Raw genomic sequence first — 18,288 nt, forward strand, 5'->3', positions numbered from 1 at the left:
GCCCCGTGGCAAGCGTCAGCGGCCTGTCGGGATTCGACGGCGCCAGCATCGTCGACCAGCTCATGCAGCTGGAGACCGTGGGCCAGACCCGGCTGCAGACCCGGGTCAAGACCGAGGAGTCGGCCGTCAAGGCGCTCCAGGCCCTCAACAGCAGGCTGGCCGGACTCGCCACCAAGGCCGGCGACACCGGCAAGGGCGAGACCTGGAGCACGTTGGCCGCGACCTCGTCACTGCCCGGCGTCAGCGCCACCGCCACCGCCAGCACGGCCGCCACGTCGTTCTCGGTGACCGTGGACCGGCTCGCCCTGTCCCACCAGCTGGCCTTCACCACCCCCGTCGCGCTCACCGACGCGGTCACCAGCGGCTCCACCATCGTCCGGCTCGACAAGCTGGACGGGACCGCGCAGGACCTGACGACCGACGGCACCTTGGCGGGCCTGGTCACCGCGCTGAACGACCCGGCGAACGCCACCGGGGTCCGCGCCTCCGCGGTCCGGGTCGCCGACGGCTCCTACCGCCTGCTGGTGGAGTCCACCTCGACCGGGCAGGCCTCCGACTTCGCCCTGACCAACCTCGACGGCTCGCCCCTGCTGGGCGGGGCCGCACCGCGCGCCGGCCAGGACGCCCAGGTGACCATTGGCGGCATCCAGGCCACCTCGGCCACCAACACCTTCTCCGAGCTGCTGCCCGGCGTCAGCGTCACGCTGGCCGCCTCGGTCGCCCCGGGCAGCACCGCCGAGATCGCGGTGGCCCGCAGCTCGACCACTCTGATGGCGTCGGTCAAGTCGCTGGTCGACGACGTCAACACCCTGCTCAAGGACCTGGACACCGCCACCGCCTCGGGGGCCACCGGCCCCAAGGGCGTGTTGGCCGGTGACTCCACCATCCGCTCACTGCGGACCGCCCTCGGGCAGGCTCTCTACCCCGGCGACGGATCCTCCATGGCCGGCCTCGGGCTCCAGGTCGACCGCTACGGCAAGCTGGTCCTCGACGAGACGGCACTGGCGAAGGCCTACGAGGCCGACCCCGCACGGGTCGCCGCGGCCTTCGGTCCCACGGCCGATGGATTCGCCGCCCGGGTGCAGCAGGTCGCCAAGACCGCCAGTGAGCCCTTCAGCGGCGCGTTGGGCGGCGTGATCCAGAGCCGCAACGACGGCATCAAGCGCCTCAACGACTCCGTCGCCCAGTGGGATCTCCGCCTGGAGCTGCGCCGCACCACCCTGACCCGGCAGTTCACCGCCCTGGAGACCGCGCTGAACCAGATGAACAGCCAGTCCTCCTGGCTCTCCGGTCAGATCGACTCGCTCCCGACGTACTGATAAGGATGACGACGATGGTCAACAACGCGCGCGACGCCTACCTCGGCGCCTCCATCAACACCGCCAGCCCGCAGCGGCTCCTGGTGATGCTGTGCGAGCGCCTGGTGCTCGACGTGCAGCGCGCCAAGGCCGCCCAGGAGAGCGCCGACCACCAGGGCGCCCACACCCAGCTGCTGCACGCCCAGGACATCGTCATCGAGCTGCGCTCCAGCCTCAAGGTCGACGCCTGGAGCGGCGCCGCCGCCCTCGGCTCGCTCTACGACTGGCTGCTGAACCAGCTGATGATGGCCAACACCCGCCGCGACGTGACCCTCACCGCCCACTGCCTCACGCTCGCCGAGCAGCTCTGCGACACCTGGCGCGAGGCCGCTCTCTCGCACGCGGCCGCCAGCTGATGCCGAGCGAGGAGCGCACCTGGACGAGCGAGCTGGACCGGCTGGACGCAGACCTGGACCTCGTCGAGCAACTGCTCGCCGACGGCGCCGAGCCGGCCCCGGTGCCGGCCTGGTCCGAGCCCGACCTCGGCCCGCTGCCGCGCTCCCTGGTGGCTCGCGCGCAGGCGCTCCTGGAGCGCCAGACGGCGCTGCGCAGCGCCGTGACCGCCGCCCTGGCGAGCAACGCCGCACAGCAGCAGTTCGCCAGCCGAGTCAACCGCGCCACCGCGGCGCCCGTGGCCGCGTCGTACCTCGACCTGCGCGCCTGAGCGTACGCCGGCTCAGCTCAACCCGCTCAGCGGGCCAGCAGCTCGATCAGGCGGGGCGCCAGCGCGTCCAGCGCCAGGACCTCGGTCGCGAGCCCCGCGTGCACGACGGCCCCGGGCATCCCCCAGACCACCGAAGATGCCTCGTCCTGGGCCAGCACCCGGCCCGAGCGGAGCGCGACCGCGTGGCTGCCGGCCGCGCCGTCCTGGCCCATCCCGGTCATCACCAGGGCGAGCACGCGCGGACCGTAGACCGCGGCCGCGGAGCGGAACAGCACGTCCACCGCGGGGCGGCAGAAGTTCTCGGGCGGGGTGTCGAGCAGCGCGGTGCGTGCCCCCTCTGCGCAGGCCACCAGCGCGAGGTGGCGACCGCCGGGCGCGACGTAGACGTGCCCGGGGCGCAGCACGTCGCCCTCGCCGGCCTCGTGCACCTCCAGCGCGCAGACCCGGTCCAGCCGGGCGGCGAACATCGTGGTGAAGACGGGGGGCATGTGCTGCACCACCACCACCGGCACGGCGAGGTCGCCGGGCAGGGCGGGGAGCAGCTGGTTCAGCGCGTCCGGGCCGCCCGTGGAGGCGCCCACCAGCAGCACCTCCGGCGTTGCCGCAGGCGCCCCGGCCGCTGCCAGGGACGTCAGCGCAGCCGGCTGCGGGCCTGCGTGCGTCGACCCGGGTGCGAACATCCGGTAGACCCCGACCAGGCCCTTGATCCGGGGCACCAGCTGGTCGTGCACCTCGCGCACGCTCTCGGCGACGCTGCCGGTGGTCGTCGGCTTGAGGACGAAGTCGGAGGCGCCCAGCGTGAGGGCCTCCAGGGTCTTGGCCGCGCCCCGCGCGGTCAGCGTGCTGAACATGATGACGGGCAGCCGTGGGTAGCGCTCGCGGAGCCGGGCCAGGGCCTGCAGCCCGTCGACGACCGGCATCTCGATGTCCAGCGTCACCACGTCCGGCTTCAGCGCCTTGACCTGCGCCAGGGCGTCGCGGCCGTCGACGGCGCGGCCCACCACCTGGATGTCCGGGTCGATCTCCAGTGCCACCGTGACGAGACGACGCACGGGGGCGGAGTCGTCGACGACGAGCACACGTATCACGTCCCAAGTCATCGGCCGGACCGGGGGCGAGGTGAGGAGGATCGCGGGCGGGTTTCGCTCAGGAGGGCGAGACAACGACCGATGAGGCACACGTGAGCCTTTCCCAGCAAAGCTTCGCCTACGTGGGCGAGCTCGTCCACCGCGAGACCGCCATGGTCTACGCGCTCGGCAAGGAGTACCTGGTCGAGGCCCGGCTCCTCCCCCTGGCGGTCGCCGCTGGGCAGCCCGACCTCGAGTCCTACGTGTCGGCGGTGCGCGAGGACGTCACCGAGCAGGGCAAGGTGGTGGACGCGCTGATGATCAACGAGACCTCCTGGTTCCGCGACAACAAGCCCTTCCGCGCCCTGGCCACCGGCATCCTCCCCGAGATCTTCGCCAGACCCGAGGGCCCTCGCCGGCTCAGCGTGTGGTCCGCCGCGTGCTCCAGCGGCCAGGAGCCCTACAGCATCGCGATGGTGCTCGACCAGCACCTGCCACGGGACTGGCGCGCCGAGGTCTGGGCCACCGACGTCTCCCCCACGATGGTCAAGCGGGTCCAGGCCGGGCTCTACAGCCAGGTCGAGGTCAACCGCGGCCTGCCCGCGACCTCCCTGGTCGACTACTTCACCCGGGAAGGGTCGGAGTGGGCCGTGGCCCAGCGGCTGAAGGAGATGGTGCGCCCGAGCCGGCTCAACCTCGCCGGACAGCTGCCGGCCATGCCGCGCTTCGACGTCGTCTTCCTGCGCAACGTGCTGATCTACTTCGACGACGAGACCAAGCAGCGGGTCCTGGACGGCGTCCGCGACGTCATCTCGCCCAACGGCTACCTGGTGCTCGGCTCCGCCGAGACCAGCCTCGACCTGGGCGAGCGATGGGCCCGCGAGACCTGCGGCCGCGTCATGCTGCACCGTCCCGCGCCGCGTCCCCGGGTGCACGTGCCCCGGCCGGGGCTCGACCGACTCACAGACCACGACCTGACGGCGATGGGAGCCTGACGTGCACGCCCTGATCATCGACGACTCACGCGCGATGCGGATGATCCTGCGTCGCATCCTCGACGAGCTCGGCATCGGCGCCACCGAGGCGGCCCACGGTGCCGAGGCCCTCGGCCTGCTCACCGCCGGCCTCCATCCCGACCTGTGCCTGGTCGACTGGAACATGCCGGTGATGGACGGCTGCACCTTCGTCTCCGAGGTCCGCAAGGTCCGCGAGTGGCGCGACATCACCCTGATGATGGTGACCACCGAGAGCGAGCACTCGCAGATCGTGCGGGCGCTCGCGGCCGGCGCCCACGAGTACGTGATCAAGCCGTTCACCGCGGACGCCATCCAGGACAAGCTCGAGCTCCTCGGTCTCGTCGAGGCCGGCGTGCTCTCATGATCATGGCCATGAGCGCGGAGCAGGCGGCCGCGGCCGCGAACCCGCGGGCCGACGACGTACGCACGCTGACCCACCAGGTGTGGACCACGTTCCTGGGCGAGCAGATCCCCCTGCTGTTCGTCGAGGACAACACGTTCATCCCAGACTGGTCCGCCAGCGTCACCATCCGGGGCGCCTGGGACGGCATGGTCTCCCTGGAGACCACGCGTGCCTGCGCGCAGCGCGTCACCCGGGCGCTGCTCGGCCTCGACGCCGACGCCGACGACCTGGCCGACGCCGACCTCGTCGACGCGGTCGGCGAGCTGGTCAACATGCTGGGCGGCAACGTCAAGGGCCTGGTCCCCGGCCCGAGCCGGCTGTCCCTGCCCCTGGTGGCCGCCGGGCGCTTCGCGCACGGCTCCCACCAGGCTCGCGTGGTGCGCCTGTGCTCCTCCTGGGCCGGCGAGCCGCTCGACGTCACGGTGCACGCCGGGCGCGCGACGGCATCGAGGGAGCAGCGGTGAAGATCCTGGTCGCCGACGACAGCCGGGTGATGCGGCAGATCATCATCCGCACCCTGCGCCAGGCCGGCTACGCCGGTCACGAGGTCGTGGAGGCGGAGAACGGCCGCCAGGCGGTCGACCTGGTCTCCAGGGAGCGCCCCGACCTGGTCCTCTCGGACTGGAACATGCCGGAGATGAGCGGGATCGACGCGTTGGCCGTGATCCGCGCGTCGGGCTCGACGGTGCCCTTCGGCTTCGTCACCTCCGAGGGGTCCGACGACATGCGCACCCGAGCTGCGTCCGCAGGGGCCCAGTTCCTCATCGCCAAGCCGTTCACCCCCGAGGTCTTCGCGGAGATGATCTCGGCGGTGCTGCCGCACACCGCATGAGCATCCACCTCCCCCTGTCCAAGGAGATCCGGGACCTGTTCGCCGATCTGCTGGACCGCCGGATCGAGATCGCTCCGGCGTCCCCGCTGGCTCCCACCGAGCGCCGGCCCGTGACGTTCGGGGTCTACGTCGACGACTCGCTCCAGGTCGCCGCGCTGGTCGGACTCGACCTGGACCTCTCGGCGTACGCCGGCGCGGCCATCGGCCTGGTGCCGCGCAGCGTCGCGCTGAACTCCATCCACTGGAACATGCTCACCCCGTTGCTGGAGGAGAACCTGCGCGAGGTGCTGAACATCGCGGTGACGCTGTTCAACGTGCCCGGCGCCGAACACCTCCGGCTGTACGCCGTGCACGCCGCGGGTGCCGCCGTGCCCCAGGACGTGCTGGCCCGGGCGCTCACCCTGGGACGACGCACCGATGTCTGCATCGACGTGGCCGGCTACGGCTCCGGAGTGCTCTCGGTGGTCCTCACCCCGCTGTGACTAGTCACTCGCGACCACCCGGACTAGTCACTGTGGGTGTCGAAAGTGGCTGATGGTCCTGTCTTCACCACCGAAATCGCAGATCCCCTTAATTGATGACGCGCAGGGCCGAAGATTTCCCTGAGCACGGAATGCTCACCCCCGCCGAAGGACCGGCAACCCCCTCTTGAGAGGCCTTGCCTTGTCCTTCGCCGTATCCGACGCCGTCTCGGGCGCGCTCACTGCCGCGCTCGACGGCGTCGCGCTGCGCCAGCGGGTCATCGCCGACAACATCGCCAACGTCGACACTCCCGGCTTCCGCGCCACCGCCGTGGACTTCGAGTCCTCGCTCAGCGCCGCGATCGCCGGCGGCGACTTCGCCGAGGGGCGCGCCACCGTCACGGCCAGCGCGACGACGTCCAACGCGCCGGCCGGGCTCAACGACAACAACGTGGACCTGCGCAAGGAGTCGCTGGACGCGATGCAGTCGCAGTTCCAGTACCAGCTGCTCACCCGTGCGGTCTCCGACCGCTACGCCCTGCTCCGCACCGTGGCGACGGGCCAGTGATGGGCGCCTTCGACATGCTCCGCATCGCGGGCAGCAGCCTGGGCATGCACCAGACCTGGCTGGACTCGCTGTCGCACAACATCGCCAACGCCAACACCGTCACCGGGACCGACGAGGACGCCTTCCAGGCCGAGATGGTGGTCGCCCGGGCCCGTCCGGACGGTGGCGTGGACGCCACCGGCGTCGAGCTCGGTGACGCCGAGGGCCGGATGACCCACAGCCCGGACCACCCGCTGGCCGACGAGAACGGCTACGTGCGGCTGCCCGAGATCGACATGAGCAGCCAGATGAGCCAGATGGTGATGGCCCAGCGCGGCTTCCAGGCCTCGGTCCAGGTCACCAAGACTGCCCAGGACACCTACAACGCGGCTCTCCAGATCGGACGTGGCTGATGAGCATCGGCGGCATCGAAGCGCTCGGCTTCACCCCCTACGTCGCGCCCACCGTCTCCCCGGCGTCCACCAACCCGTCCGGGGCCCAAGGCCCGCAGGGCCCCGGCGCCGGCTTCGGGGAGCTGGTGGTCGACGGGCTCGAGCGGATGGAGGCGGTCCAGGACCGCTCCGACAAGCTCGCCGTCCAGGCCGCCACCGGTGACCTGGCCAGCATGCACGAGTACACGATCGCCGCCACCGAGGCCTCGGTCACCACCCAGCTGACCGTCGCGGTGCGCAACAAGGCGCTCGAGGCGTTCAACGAGATCATGCGGATGCAGGTCTGATGAAGGAGAACCTCAGCCGAGGCCTCGCGCGTGCGCAGAGCAGCTTCTCGGCATTCACCACCGGCCAGAAGCTGGTCGCCGTCCTCGGCACCCTCGCCCTGGTGCTCGGCGGCTTCATGGTCTTCCGGTGGGCGGCCACGCCCAGCTACAGCCCGCTGTTCTCCAACCTGGCGGCCGAGGACGCCTCGGCCGTCATCGACGAGCTGCAGGCCTCCGGCATCCCCTACGAGATCAGCAACAACGGCACCACCGTGATGGTGCCCAAGGAGCAGGTCCACGAGACCCGGATCGCGCTGAGCGGCGAGGGCCTGCCCGCCAGCAGCGACGGCGGCTACTCGCTGCTCGACGACCAGAGCCTCTCGACCTCGCAGTTCCAGGAGCAGACCTCGTTCAAGCGCGCGATGGAGGGCGAGCTCGCCACCACCATCGAGGCCATCGACGGTGTCCGCACCGCGGTGGTGCACCTGGCCCTGCCCGCCAAGCAGGTCTTCGCCCGCGAGCAGGACCCGCCGACCGCCTCCGTCCTGGTCTCCACCCAGCAGGGCGTCACCTTCGCCCCCGACCAGGTGCAGGCAGTGGTCCACCTGGTCGCCTCCAGCATCGACGGCCTGGCGCCGGAGAAGGTCACCGTGGCCGACTCGGCCGGCCGGGTGCTCTCCGCCGACAGCGCGTCGGGGGGTGCCGGCGCCAGCAGCCGCACCCAGCAGGTCAAGGAGTACGAGGACGACCTGAGCGCGGAGATCCAGCGCACCCTGGACCGCGTGCTGGGGCCGGGCAACTCCACGGTCGCCGTCACCGCCAACCTCGACTTCGACAAGGCCGTGCGTGAGACCACGACGTACGAGTCGGACCCGGACCGCGCGCCGCTGTCCAGCAGCCGGCAGAGCGAGACCTACGACGGCGCCGGCGCCGGACAGGGCGTGGGCGGCACGGTCGGCCCCGAGGGCGGGGTGGACGCCGGAGGCGCCGGCCAGGACTCCTCCTACGTCAAGGAGTCCGCCACCGAGGACAACGCGATCGACACCGTGGTGGAGACCCGGGAGTCGGCCCCCGGCAGCGTCCGGTCGGTGCACGTGGGGGCCGTGATGGACTCCAACGCCCCGGTCAAGGTCAGCCCCGCCGACATGCGCAACCTGATCGCCGCCGCCATCGGCGAGAACCCCGAGCGCGGCGACACCATCGAGGTCACCGACATGCCGTTCGACCGCACGGCCGAGCAGGTCGCCGTGGACGAGCTCGACGCGGCCGCGAAGGCCGACGCCAAGGCGGCCCGCAACGAGATGCTGCGCAACGCCGGCCTCGGCTGCCTGATCGCGCTGATGCTGCTGCTGGCCTGGCTCAAGGGACGCAAGCGCGCCAAGGCCCGCGCCCAGGCCACGACGTACGTCGTGGAGCAGCTGCGCCTGGACGCCGCCACCCGGGTCCAGCAGCAGCTGCCGACCGACCCCAGCCCCGCCATGATGGCGCTGGAGGCAGCTGAGAGCAGTGAGTCCGACGACCTGCGCGACGAGCTCGCGGCCCTGGTCGAGAAGCAGCCCGAGGACGTCGCCGCACTGCTCCGCGGCTGGCTCGTGGAGCGCCCCTCGTGACCGCCGCCGTCGCCCAGAAGGGCCTGCGCAAGACCGCCGTCATGCTGATCCAGCTCGGCCGGGAGCGCGCCGGCCAGGTGCTGGCCCACTTCAGTCCCGAGGAGGTGGAGGCGGTCTCCGCCGAGATCGCCCGCCTCACCTGGGTCAGCGCCGAGGAGAGCGAGCTCGTCCTGGGCGAGTTCCGCGACCTGCTGGTCGCCCGGACCCACATCTCCCGCGGTGGCATCGACCTGGCCCGCGAGCTGCTCGAGGGCAGCCTCGGGGCGGAGCGTGCCGGCGAGGTCATGGAGCGGCTCAACGCCATGGCCGTGCAGATGCCCTTCCAGTTCCTGCACCGCGCCGACCCGGCGCAGCTGCGCTCCTTCATCGCCGACGAGCACCCGCAGGTGATCGCCCTGGTGCTGGCCCACATGACCGCCGACAAGGCGTCCCTGGTGCTCTCCGGCCTGCCGCCGGAGCAGCAGGCCCAGGTGGCCCACCGGATCGCGGTCATGGACCGCACCTCCCCCGAGATCGTCAAGGCGGTCGAGTCGACCCTGGAGCGCAAGCTCTCCTCGATGCTGCAGCCCGCCGAGATGTCGCGCGTCGGGGGCCTGGACCCGTTGGTCAACATCATCAACCGCTCCGACCGGTCCACCGAGCGCCAGATCGTGGAGGGCCTGGAGGCCCTCGACAACTCGCTGGCCGAGGAGGTCCGCAGCCGGATGTTCATGTTCGAGGACATCGTCGGGCTCGACGACCGCTCGGTGCAGCAGGTGCTGCGCGAGGTCGACGGCTCCGACCTGGCGCTCGCGCTCAAGGGCATCGAGGACGGGCCGGTGCGCAGCAAGATCACCGGCAACCTCTCCGAGCGCGCCGCGGAGAACCTGCTCGAGGAGGTCGAGCTGCTCGGGCCGGTCCGCCTCACCCAGGTCGAGGAGGCCCGCCAGGGCATCATCCGCACGATCCGCAAGCTGGAGGAGCAGGGCCAGATCCTGGTGCGCCGAGGGAGCGATGATGAGTTCGTCGACTGACGCCCTCGAGGTGACCTCCGCGTTCACCGCGCACCAGACGCCCACGATCACCGTGGTTCGCCAGCCCGAGCTGCGCCGCGGCGAGTGGACCCGGCTCGGCCCCGGCAGCCTGCTCGGCGACGAGGCTGCGGAACAGACCCTGGCCGACGTCGCCGACCAGGCGCACGCCGCCGCGAGCGCCCAGGGCTACTCCGTGGGCTGGGCCCAGGGACTGCGCCGTGCTGCCGAGGCCACCCAGGCCGCGGCCGCGGCGCAGGCCGAAGCCGGCGAGCTGGACCGGGGGCGCCACGAGGCCGAGCACGCCGCCGCGGTGCAGGCCCTGACCAACGCCGCCGACGAGCTGCACTCCGCCCTCGCCGCGGTCACCGCCCGGGTGGAGGTCCAGGCGACCGAGCTCGCCTGGGCGCTCACCCAGGAGCTGGTGGGCCGCGAGGTCCAGACCGTCTCCGGCGCCGACGTGGTACGCCGGGTGCTCGCCCTGACCCCCGAGGGCCCGATCGCCCTGGTCCACCTACACCCCGACCACGTGGGCGACCCCGCGGTCGCCGACCTGGTGACCCGCGGCGTCCGGGTCGTGGGCGACCCCGGCCTGGGGCGTGCCGACGCCGTCGTCGAGGTCGAGGACCACGCGCTGGACCTGCGGGTCGAGAGCGCCCTGGCCCGGGTCCGGCAGGTGCTGGCATGAGTGCGCTGACCGCCGCCGTGCGCGAGAGCGCCCTCGGCGCCACGACCCCGCTGCGGATGGGCCGGGTCACCGAGATCCTGGGCCTGCACCTGCTCGTCACCGGGCTGAAGGCGGCGGTGGGCGACCTGGTCGAGATCGACGCCGCCTCCCCCGTCCTGGCCGAGGTGGGAGCCAGCAGTGCCGACGGCCTGGTCTGCCTGCCCCTGGGACCGACCACCGGGCTCACCGCCGGTGCGCTGGTCCGGCACACCGGTGGGCCCTTGCGGATCCACGTGGGCGAGGAGCTGCGCGGCCGGGTGCTCGACGGACTGGGGCGACCCATCGACGGCGGCCCCTCCCTGGACCACCTGCCGCTGGTCAGCGTCGACCACGCCACTCCCGGTCCGCTCAGCCGTCCCCGCATCGACACCCAGGTCGGGCTGGGCGTGCGTGCCCTGGACTCGCTGACCCCCTGCGGGCGCGGCCAGCGCATCGGCATCATGGCCGGCTCCGGCGTGGGCAAGTCGAGCCTGCTCTCGATGATCGCCCGCGGCACCGACGCCGAGGTGTGCGTCCTGGCCCTGGTCGGCGAGCGAGGCCGTGAGGTCCGCGAGTTCATCGAGGCCGACCTGGGTCCCGAGGGCCTGGCCCGGTCGGTGGTCGTGGTGGCCACCTCCGACGCCCCGCCGGTGGAGCGGCTGCGCGCCGCGTTCGTGGCCACCCGGATCGCGGAGTCCTTCCGCGACGCCGGCCGCGATGTGGTGCTGATGATGGACAGCCTGACCCGGGTCGCCATGGCCCAGCGCGAGATCGGCCTCTCCGCCGGCGAGCCGCCGGCCACGCGCGGCTACCCGCCGAGCGTGTTCGCGCTGCTGCCGCGGCTGCTGGAGCGGGCCGGCACCTCCCCGGCCGGCAGCATCACCGGCCTCTACACGGTGCTCGTGGAGGGCGACGACATGCAGGACCCGATCGGAGACACCGCACGGTCCATCCTCGACGGACACGTGGTCCTCTCGCGGCGCCTGGCCACCTCCGGGCACTTCCCCAGCATCGACGTGCTGGAGTCGATCTCGCGACTCACCACGGCGGTCACGACCCCCGCGCAGCGCGGTGACGCCACCCGGCTGCGCCGGATGCTGGCCGCGCACCGCGACGTCCGGGAGCTGGTCGAGATCGGCGCCTACGTGCGTGGCGCGGACGCCGACGCCGACGCGGCCCTGAGCCTGATGCCCCGGATCAACGCCTTCCTGCGCCAGGACATGGACGACGTCACCGACACCGACCACACCTGGCAGCAGCTGCACGAGCTGGTGGGCGCATGAGCCGCGGCGAGCACGACCGCGGGATGCGGGCCGTCGAGCGGGTGCGCAGCGTCCGCGAGCGCGACAGCCGCCTCGGCCTGCAGCAGGCCGCGGCCGAGCAGGCGCGGCACCAGGCCCGGCTGGACGACCTCGAGCGTCGCCTGGCCGAGAGCAGCCAGTGGAGCGAGGGCGACACCTGGACCTACCTGGCCCTGCGCGGCTCGCTGCTGGCGCTGGGCGAGACGATCGCCGACGCCGGAGCGACCCTGGCGGCCTCGAGCCGGATCACCGCGGCCGCGCGCTCCCACTGGACCCAGGACAAGACCCGCCTCTCCGCCGTGGAGTCGCTGCTGGAGCGCCGTGCCCTGGCGCGGCAGGCAGCACGCCGACGCGCCGAGGCACGCGAGCTCGACGACATCGCCGCCCAGCTGTGGAGCCGCGGCCGCGGTGCTGCCGCCGGGGCCACCAGCGAAGAGGCGGTGGCCGGATGAGCGTCGCCGACGTGACCGCCCGGATCGCTCAGATCCAGGGACAGCTGGGTCTGCTGTCGCCCAGCCGGACCTCGACCTCCACCTCCACGGCGTTCGCCGACGTGCTGGGCACCGCCACCACCAGCACGGACTCCATCGCCGCCGCGCCGGCGGTCGGCTACGCCAGCCCCACCACGGGCGGCACCGCGGACGGGGCGGCAGTGGTCGAGGAGGCCAAGAAGTACCTCGGCCTGCCCTACGTCTGGGGCGGCACCGACCCCACCAAGGGCCTGGACTGCTCCGGCCTGGTGCAGGTCGTCTACAAGAACCTGGGCTACGACCTGCCCCGGGTCTCCTTCCAGCAGGCGGCCTCCGGCCGGCCGGTGGCCAGCATGGCCGAGGCTCAGCCCGGCGACCTGATCGCCTGGGACAACTCCAGCCGCAACAACGGCGTCGACCACATCGCGATCTACATCGGCGGCGGCAAGATGATCGAGGCGCCCCGCACCGGGCTCGACGTCCGGATCATCGACGTGCCCTCCACCCCCGACGTGATCCGCCGGATCCTGCCCGACAGCGCCGCGAGCAGCGCCTCGTTCAGCACCGCGGCGCCCGGATCCACCGGGGTCCCGGTCACCTTCAGCGGACCCGCCCCGGCCGGCGACAGCGCCCCGTACGCCGACCTGTTCAACGCGGCCGCGGCACGGTACGGCGTGCCCGCGCAACTGCTCTCCGCCGTCGCCAAGCAGGAGTCGGGCTACAACCCGGCCGCGGTGAGCCCGGCCGGAGCCCAGGGCCTGATGCAGCTGATGCCCGGCACCGCCCAGGGCCTGGGGGTCACCGACTCCTTCGATCCCGGCCAGGCCGTCGACGGCGCCGCCCGGCTGCTCAGCGACCTGCTGGGCCGCTTCGGCCGCACCGACCTGGCGCTGGCCGCCTACAACGCCGGGCCCGGAGCGGTGATGCGCTACGACGGCGTCCCGCCGTACGCCGAGACCCAGAACTACGTCAGCTCCGTGATGTCGATGCTCGGGGGTGCCCGGTGACCGCCCTGACGCAGGCCCTGCCGGCGGCCACCGCGGTGCTGGGCCAGACCACCCCGACCGGTGCCCCGGTGCCGGCGGAGAACGGGGGCGCCTTCCTGGCGCTGCTGATGGCGGCCCTGCCCGGGAGCGAGGCTGGTGTGGCGCCGGGCGCCCCGGAGGGTGGCCTGCCGGTCCCCGAGCTGGACGCCGAGCCCGCCGGTCAAGCGGTGGTCGAGCCCACCGCCGGCGAAGTCGCCGAGGAGGTCGTCGACCAGGTCGTCGAGGAGGCCTCGCCGGAGGGGGACCAGGTCGGGCAGGTCCCGGCGCAGCTGGTGGCCCAGCTCGCGGCTCAGCTCTCCGGCCGGTTCGCGCTGCTGCTGCCCGCCGCGGGCGGGTCCGTTGCCGACCCCGGCCCGGTCACTGATGCTGTCACCGGCGCCGCCGGTGCCGGCCAGCCGGCAGCCGCGAGCGAGGCAGACTCGGCCCTGCCCGCTCCGACCGACTCCGCCGACCCGCTCCCCACCTCAGTCCCCACCTCGCTCCCCGACGCGGCGGCTCCGGCAGCTCCCGGCGCCACTGCGGTGACGACCGTCCCTGCTGCCGGTGGGGCTGCCGGTGGGGACCGAGCCAGCGACCAGGCGACCCCCGGGGTGGACCTGACGGGCATGACGCCGGTCGCCACCGCGGTCCCGACCCCCGGGCCGGCCGCGACCGGGACCCAGCCCACCGCGGCAGCCGCCGCGGTGGCCGGCCAGGTCTTCACCGAGGTCACCCAGCTGGTGAGCCGCGGCGACGGCACCCACCGGATCACCCTGACCCTGAGCCCGGAGGCGCTCGGCGACGTCCGGGTGATCCTGACGGTGCGCAACGGCGAGGTCCACGTGTCCTTCGCCGCCGGCGACCAGGCCCGCCAGGCTCTGATCGAGAGCACGCCCGAGCTGGTGCGCCTGCTCGAGCTGGTCGGCGCCACCGACACCAAGGTGGCAGTCCGGGACCTCGGACCGCAGACCACTCCCGGGACCGACCCGCGCTTCGGCGCCGGTCCCGGCACTTCCGACGGACGTCGGGAGCCACAGACCCACCACGCACGGACGCGTGAGGGACAGAACGCCACGGACGGCACCACTCGCGGGACCGGGGCTCACGCCCTCCCGCACGAGCCGGCCACCCGGACCCGCAGCGCGGGTCTCGACGTGACCGTGTGAGGAGGTAACCGTGTCGATCCAGGCCACCGAGTCTGTGTCGCCGAGCCTGTTCGGGGCATCGACGGCAACACCGTCGCAGTCCGCGACGGCTGACAAGGACATGTTCCTGAACCTGCTGGTCGCGCAGATGCGCTACCAGGACCCACTCAACCCCACCGACTCCGGACAGTTCCTGGCCCAGTCGGCGCAGTTCACGGCCCTGGAGAAGATGCAGGCCGTGGCTGACCAGACCGCGATGCTGGTCTCCAGCCAGATGGCCTTCGGGGCCACCGGGCTGGTCGGCCGCGACGTGACCTGGACCGATGCCACCACCGGCGCCACCAGCAGCGGCCTGGTCCAGGGCGTCACCTTCAGCACCGAGGGCCCGCTCCTCGACGTCGGCGGACAGCAGGTGCCGCTGGCCCTGGTGGCCACCGTCGGCACCACTGGCTCATCGACCAGCAGCCCGACCAGCGCCACCGTCCCCCCCGCCGTCCCCGACTTCCAGTGAGGTAACCACCATGCTTCGTTCACTCTTCTCCGGCATCTCCGGACTCCGCGCCAACCAGACCATGCTCGACGTGACCGGCAACAACATCGCCAACGCCAACACGACCGGGTTCAAGAGCGCCACCACCGTCTTCTCCGACACCTTGAGCCAGGTGATGACCGGCGCCGGCGCCGCCAACGCCAATCGCGGCGGGACCAACCCGTTCCAGGTGGGCCTGGGCGTGCAGGTCGCGACGACCGCGACCAACCTGACCCAGGGCTCGGAGCAGGCGACCGGCCGGGCCACCGACCTGATGCTGTCCGGGGACGGGATGTTCGTGATCCGCAAGGGCAACGAGCAGCTCTACACCCGCGCCGGCGCCTTCACCTTCGACGTCTCCGGCAGCCTGGTCTCCCCCGACGGGAGCCGCGTGCAGGGCTACGCCCTGGATGCCGCAGGAAACCGCACCGGGGGCCTGGTCGACGTCTCCCTGAGCACCGCCGGGGCGGTCCCGGCCGTGCCGGCCGGCGTCGAGCTGACGTCGTACGACATCGGCACCGACGGCAAGGTCCGCGGGCTGTTCTCCGACGGCATCCAGCGCGACCTGGCCCAGATCGCGATCGCCGACTTCACCAACCCGATGGGCCTGGAGAAGGTCGGCGGCACCGCCTTCCGCGCCTCGGCCAACTCCGGCGACGCCCAGCTCGGCACCGCCGGCGAGGGACGTCGCGGCGCCGTCAAGGGCGGTGCCCTGGAGATGTCCAACGTCGACCTGGCGGCCGAGTTCACCAACCTGATCCTGGCCCAGCGCGGCTTCCAGGCCAGCTCGCGGGTGATCACCACCTCCGACCAGGTGCTGGAGGAGCTGGTGAACATCAAGCGCTGAGGCGTGGCGGGGTCCGTCCGCACCGGCTTCACCAGCCGGTGCGGACGGATTGCCGCAAGATCCCTCAGGTCGCGCACCGCGCGGCCGATCAGCACGGTGTCGGGCCACGGATGGCCCCGGCTTTCTGTCGAAGCACAAGGATGGTGCGACGCATGATCATGCTCACCCGACTCTCGGGATCGAGGTTCGTCCTCAACTCCGACCTCATCGAGCGCGTCGACGCCACCCCCGACACCGTCATCTCGCTGACCGACGGCACCAAGTACGTCGTCTCCGAGAGCCTCACCCAGGTCATCGCCGCCGTGCGCACCTTCCGCAGCGAGATCGTCGCCCTCTCGGCGTACGTCCCGCCGGACCCCGAGCACCTCTTCTTCGCCCACCCGGACCAGGACTCGCCCCACCTGGCACCCGTCGCGTCGCTGCACCGCGAGGCTGCCGGCCGCCGCGACCACCAGGAGTCCTGATGGATCCGGCAACCCTGATCGGCCTGGTCCTGGCCTTCGTCATCATCATCGCCTCCAACATGATGGAGGGCGGGAACCCCGCCTCGATGCTGCTGCTCCCGCCGATGCTGCTGGTCTTCGGCGCCACCTTGGCCATCACCTTCGCCGGTGGCACGGTGGCCGACGGCAAGCACGCGGTGAAGGCCTTCAAGCGGGCCCTCACCGCCAAGGCCCCCAACTCCGCCGACCTGGTGCCGACCGTGGTCTCGCTGGCCGAGCGCGCCCGGCGCGACGGGCTGCTGGCGCTGGAGGACTCGCTGCGCGAGATCGACGACCCGTTCCTGGTCAAGGGGATGACCCTGGCCATCGACGGCACCGACCCCGACGAGGTCCGCGAGATCCTGGAGGCGGAGGTCTACGCCAAGCGGTCCCAGGACAAGCACGCGGCCAAGTTCTTCGGCGACGCCGGCGCATACGCCCCGACCATCGGCATCGTGGGCACCGTGATGGGCCTGGTGCACGTGCTGGAGAACCTCGCCGAGCCGGAGAAGCTCGGGCACCTCATCGCCGCCGCCTTCCTCGCCACCCTGTGGGGCGTGATGTCGGCCAACGCCATCTGGCTGCCGATCAGCAGCCGGCTCAAGCGGCTCAGCGAGCTCGAGGCCAACCGCATGGAGGTGGCGATCGAGGGGGTCGCGGCCATCCAGGCCGGGTCCAACCCTCGGGTGGTCGCCCAGAAGCTGATCTCGCTGCTCCCCGCCGGCCAGCACGCCGAGGCGGCCTGAGATGGCCGCGCGCAAGCGTCGTGAGCCTGAGGAGGAGCACGAGAACCACGAGCGCTGGCTGGTGACCTACGCCGACATGGTCACCCTGCTGATGGTGCTGTTCATCGTGATGTTCTCCATGAGCGCGGTGGACGAGAAGAAGTTCAGCGCCCTCAAGGAGGGCCTGGCCGCCGGGTTCGGCGTCTCCGCCGCGGTCATGGACGGCTCGCAGTCCCTGCTGGACAACCCCGGGAGCGCCGCGGTCCAGACGCTCACCCCCGACCAGTACCGCGAGCTCTCCCCCAAGGAGCAGACCGCGGTCACGGCGGCCGTGGCCGAGCAGGAGCGCCTGCGCTCCCAGCGGGCGTACGCCGACGCGGAGGCCGAGGCGAACCGGCTTCAGGAGCTGCGGCGCGAGCTCGACCGGGCGCTGTCGACCAAGGGACTCCAGGACGACGTGGTGACCACCATCGACGACCGCGGCCTGGTGGTCAGCCTGGTCTCGCGCCACGTCGTGTTCGAGGCCAACCTCGCCGACCTCACAGCCCGCGGCCGACTGGTCGTCGACACCCTGGCCAAGGTCTTGAAGCCGATCCCGGACCCCCTGCAGGTCGACGGCCACACCAACCAGGTGCCGGTGAAGCCTAAGTACTTCGACACCGACTGGGACCTCTCCGCCGCCCGCTCCATCACCGTGCTGCGCCACCTCAACGAGGACCAGGGCATCGCCAGCACCCGGCTGACCGCGACGGCCTTCGGGCACGAGAAGCCCCTGGTGCCCGTCGACGAGCCGGGCTCGCAGCGGATCAACAAGCGCGTCGACATCGTGGTGCTCTCCTCCCTCCCCGCCGAGACGCGGGAGCTGCTCGAGGAGGCCGCCCAGGACCAACAAGGAGGCAGGACATGACCGTGACGGCAATGACGCCCCCCGGCGCCGCGACCCGGCCGCCCGAGGCCGAGGAGAGCGCCGGCAAGGGCGGCGGGAAGAAGAAGAAGCTGCTGATCATCGCGGTGGTGCTGCTGGTGCTGGGCGGAGCGGGCTGGTTCTTCTTCCTCAAGCCGTCCGGTCCCACCGAGCCGGTCGCCGGCGAGGTGGTGACGCTGGAGCCCATGCAGCTCAACCTGGCCGCGGGCCACTACCTGCGGCTGGGGATGGCGCTCCAGCTCGTCGAGGGGGCCCACGAGCTGGACGGCAGCAAGGCCCTGGACGCGGCGATCACCATCTTCAGCGGTCACCCGGTCGCCGAGGTGGTCAAGCCCGAGCAGCGCGAGGAGCTGCGCGCCGAGCTGATGGCCGAGCTCGAGCACAGCTATCACGGAGACGTGATGGAGGTGTACTTCACCGAGTTCGTCACCCAGTAGCCACGAGCGT

25 protein-coding genes are annotated in these 18,288 nt (G+C 72.1%); 24 read left to right on the plus strand and 1 reads right to left on the minus strand.

What is annotated here, in order from left to right; genetic code table 11:
• The 3 genes from fliD to C5H89_RS02690 all read left to right on the plus strand — a co-directional run.
• A partial coding sequence (gene fliD / locus C5H89_RS02680; RefSeq protein ID WP_205304825.1) for a flagellar filament capping protein FliD occupies positions 1 to 1,319 on the plus strand: 1,319 nt, incomplete at its 5' end.
• Positions 1,320 to 1,333: 14 nt separating this feature from the next.
• Entirely contained in the window at positions 1,334 to 1,714 is a 381-nt protein-coding gene (gene fliS / locus C5H89_RS02685) for a flagellar export chaperone FliS (RefSeq protein WP_104105542.1), read from the plus strand.
• On the plus strand, positions 1,714 to 2,022 hold the full coding sequence (locus tag C5H89_RS02690; RefSeq protein WP_104105543.1) for a hypothetical protein: 309 nt from the start codon (positions 1,714 to 1,716) through the stop codon (positions 2,020 to 2,022). The genes fliS and C5H89_RS02690 overlap by 1 nt, the downstream gene beginning before the upstream one ends.
• Positions 2,023 to 2,048: 26 nt before the next feature.
• Here the strand turns inward: C5H89_RS02690 and C5H89_RS02695 are convergent, their stop codons facing one another.
• Positions 2,049 to 3,110: a chemotaxis response regulator protein-glutamate methylesterase gene (locus C5H89_RS02695; protein WP_104105544.1), complete on the minus strand. Its 1,062-nt coding sequence runs from the start codon at positions 3,108 to 3,110 to the stop codon at positions 2,049 to 2,051.
• A gap of 92 nt (positions 3,111 to 3,202) precedes the next feature.
• Between C5H89_RS02695 and C5H89_RS02700 the strand changes: the two genes are divergently transcribed.
• The 21 genes from C5H89_RS02700 (at position 3,203) to C5H89_RS02800 (ending at position 18,278) form a co-directional block, all read left to right on the plus strand.
• Positions 3,203 to 4,084: a protein-glutamate O-methyltransferase CheR gene (locus C5H89_RS02700; protein ID WP_104105545.1), complete on the plus strand. Its 882-nt coding sequence runs from the start codon at positions 3,203 to 3,205 to the stop codon at positions 4,082 to 4,084.
• Between the two features lies 1 nt (position 4,085).
• Complete coding sequence (locus C5H89_RS02705) at positions 4,086 to 4,469, plus strand: response regulator (protein ID WP_104105546.1); 384 nt, start codon at positions 4,086 to 4,088, stop codon at positions 4,467 to 4,469.
• A gap of 8 nt (positions 4,470 to 4,477) precedes the next feature.
• The gene (locus C5H89_RS02710; protein WP_162799178.1) at positions 4,478 to 4,972 is read left to right on the plus strand and encodes a chemotaxis protein CheX; all 495 of its coding nucleotides are present in this window, start codon (positions 4,478 to 4,480) and stop codon (positions 4,970 to 4,972) included.
• Entirely contained in the window at positions 4,969 to 5,340 is a 372-nt protein-coding gene (locus C5H89_RS02715; protein WP_104105548.1) for a response regulator, read from the plus strand. The genes C5H89_RS02710 and C5H89_RS02715 overlap by 4 nt, the downstream gene beginning before the upstream one ends.
• On the plus strand, positions 5,337 to 5,822 hold the full coding sequence (locus tag C5H89_RS02720; protein ID WP_104105549.1) for a hypothetical protein: 486 nt from the start codon (positions 5,337 to 5,339) through the stop codon (positions 5,820 to 5,822). The genes C5H89_RS02715 and C5H89_RS02720 overlap by 4 nt, the downstream gene beginning before the upstream one ends.
• A 181-nt stretch (positions 5,823 to 6,003) precedes the next feature.
• Positions 6,004 to 6,369 (plus strand): flagellar basal body rod protein FlgB, encoded by a 366-nt coding sequence (gene flgB, locus C5H89_RS02725; protein ID WP_104105550.1) that lies wholly within the window; start codon positions 6,004 to 6,006, stop codon positions 6,367 to 6,369.
• Positions 6,369 to 6,761, plus strand: coding sequence for a flagellar basal body rod C-terminal domain-containing protein (locus C5H89_RS02730; protein WP_104105551.1), 393 nt, complete (start codon positions 6,369 to 6,371; stop codon positions 6,759 to 6,761). Before flgB ends, C5H89_RS02730 begins: the two co-directional genes overlap by 1 nt.
• Positions 6,761 to 7,087 carry a flagellar hook-basal body complex protein FliE gene (gene fliE / locus C5H89_RS02735; RefSeq protein WP_104105552.1) on the plus strand — a complete coding sequence of 109 codons (327 nt, stop codon included), beginning with the start codon at positions 6,761 to 6,763 and terminating at the stop codon, positions 7,085 to 7,087. The genes C5H89_RS02730 and fliE overlap by 1 nt, the downstream gene beginning before the upstream one ends.
• Entirely contained in the window at positions 7,087 to 8,676 is a 1,590-nt protein-coding gene (fliF, locus tag C5H89_RS02740) for a flagellar basal-body MS-ring/collar protein FliF (RefSeq protein ID WP_104105553.1), read from the plus strand. The genes fliE and fliF overlap by 1 nt, the downstream gene beginning before the upstream one ends.
• Positions 8,673 to 9,689: a flagellar motor switch protein FliG gene (gene fliG, locus C5H89_RS02745; RefSeq protein WP_104105554.1), complete on the plus strand. Its 1,017-nt coding sequence runs from the start codon at positions 8,673 to 8,675 to the stop codon at positions 9,687 to 9,689. The genes fliF and fliG overlap by 4 nt, the downstream gene beginning before the upstream one ends.
• Positions 9,673 to 10,374, plus strand: coding sequence for a FliH/SctL family protein (locus tag C5H89_RS02750; protein WP_162799179.1), 702 nt, complete (start codon positions 9,673 to 9,675; stop codon positions 10,372 to 10,374). The genes fliG and C5H89_RS02750 overlap by 17 nt, the downstream gene beginning before the upstream one ends.
• A complete protein-coding gene (locus tag C5H89_RS02755; protein WP_104105556.1) occupies positions 10,371 to 11,675 on the plus strand; it encodes a FliI/YscN family ATPase in 1,305 nt (434 codons plus the stop codon). The genes C5H89_RS02750 and C5H89_RS02755 overlap by 4 nt, the downstream gene beginning before the upstream one ends.
• Entirely contained in the window at positions 11,672 to 12,145 is a 474-nt protein-coding gene (locus tag C5H89_RS02760) for a flagellar FliJ family protein (protein WP_104105557.1), read from the plus strand. The genes C5H89_RS02755 and C5H89_RS02760 overlap by 4 nt, the downstream gene beginning before the upstream one ends.
• Positions 12,142 to 13,170: a transglycosylase SLT domain-containing protein gene (locus tag C5H89_RS02765; protein ID WP_104105558.1), complete on the plus strand. Its 1,029-nt coding sequence runs from the start codon at positions 12,142 to 12,144 to the stop codon at positions 13,168 to 13,170. Before C5H89_RS02760 ends, C5H89_RS02765 begins: the two co-directional genes overlap by 4 nt.
• Positions 13,167 to 14,354 (plus strand): flagellar hook-length control protein FliK, encoded by a 1,188-nt coding sequence (locus tag C5H89_RS02770; RefSeq protein WP_104105559.1) that lies wholly within the window; start codon positions 13,167 to 13,169, stop codon positions 14,352 to 14,354. The genes C5H89_RS02765 and C5H89_RS02770 overlap by 4 nt, the downstream gene beginning before the upstream one ends.
• Positions 14,355 to 14,364: 10 nt before the next feature.
• Positions 14,365 to 14,844, plus strand: coding sequence for a flagellar hook capping FlgD N-terminal domain-containing protein (locus tag C5H89_RS02775; RefSeq protein ID WP_162799180.1), 480 nt, complete (start codon positions 14,365 to 14,367; stop codon positions 14,842 to 14,844).
• A 10-nt stretch (positions 14,845 to 14,854) separates the two neighbouring features.
• Positions 14,855 to 15,709, plus strand: coding sequence for a flagellar hook-basal body complex protein (locus C5H89_RS02780; protein WP_104105561.1), 855 nt, complete (start codon positions 14,855 to 14,857; stop codon positions 15,707 to 15,709).
• 152 nt (positions 15,710 to 15,861) lie between these two features.
• Entirely contained in the window at positions 15,862 to 16,173 is a 312-nt protein-coding gene (locus tag C5H89_RS02785; RefSeq protein ID WP_104105562.1) for a flagellar FlbD family protein, read from the plus strand.
• On the plus strand, positions 16,173 to 16,937 hold the full coding sequence (locus tag C5H89_RS02790) for a flagellar motor protein (RefSeq protein ID WP_104105563.1): 765 nt from the start codon (positions 16,173 to 16,175) through the stop codon (positions 16,935 to 16,937). Before C5H89_RS02785 ends, C5H89_RS02790 begins: the two co-directional genes overlap by 1 nt.
• 1 nt (position 16,938) lies before the next feature.
• Positions 16,939 to 17,823, plus strand: a complete 885-nt coding sequence (locus tag C5H89_RS02795; protein WP_104105564.1) for a flagellar motor protein MotB — start codon at positions 16,939 to 16,941, stop codon at positions 17,821 to 17,823.
• Positions 17,820 to 18,278, plus strand: coding sequence for a flagellar basal body-associated FliL family protein (locus C5H89_RS02800; protein WP_104105565.1), 459 nt, complete (start codon positions 17,820 to 17,822; stop codon positions 18,276 to 18,278). The genes C5H89_RS02795 and C5H89_RS02800 overlap by 4 nt, the downstream gene beginning before the upstream one ends.
• Positions 18,279 to 18,288: the final 10 nt, after the last annotated feature.

The sequence above is a fragment of the Nocardioides sp. 616 genome (assembly GCF_002930065.1).
Classification (GTDB): domain Bacteria; phylum Actinomycetota; class Actinomycetes; order Propionibacteriales; family Nocardioidaceae; genus Nocardioides; species Nocardioides houyundeii.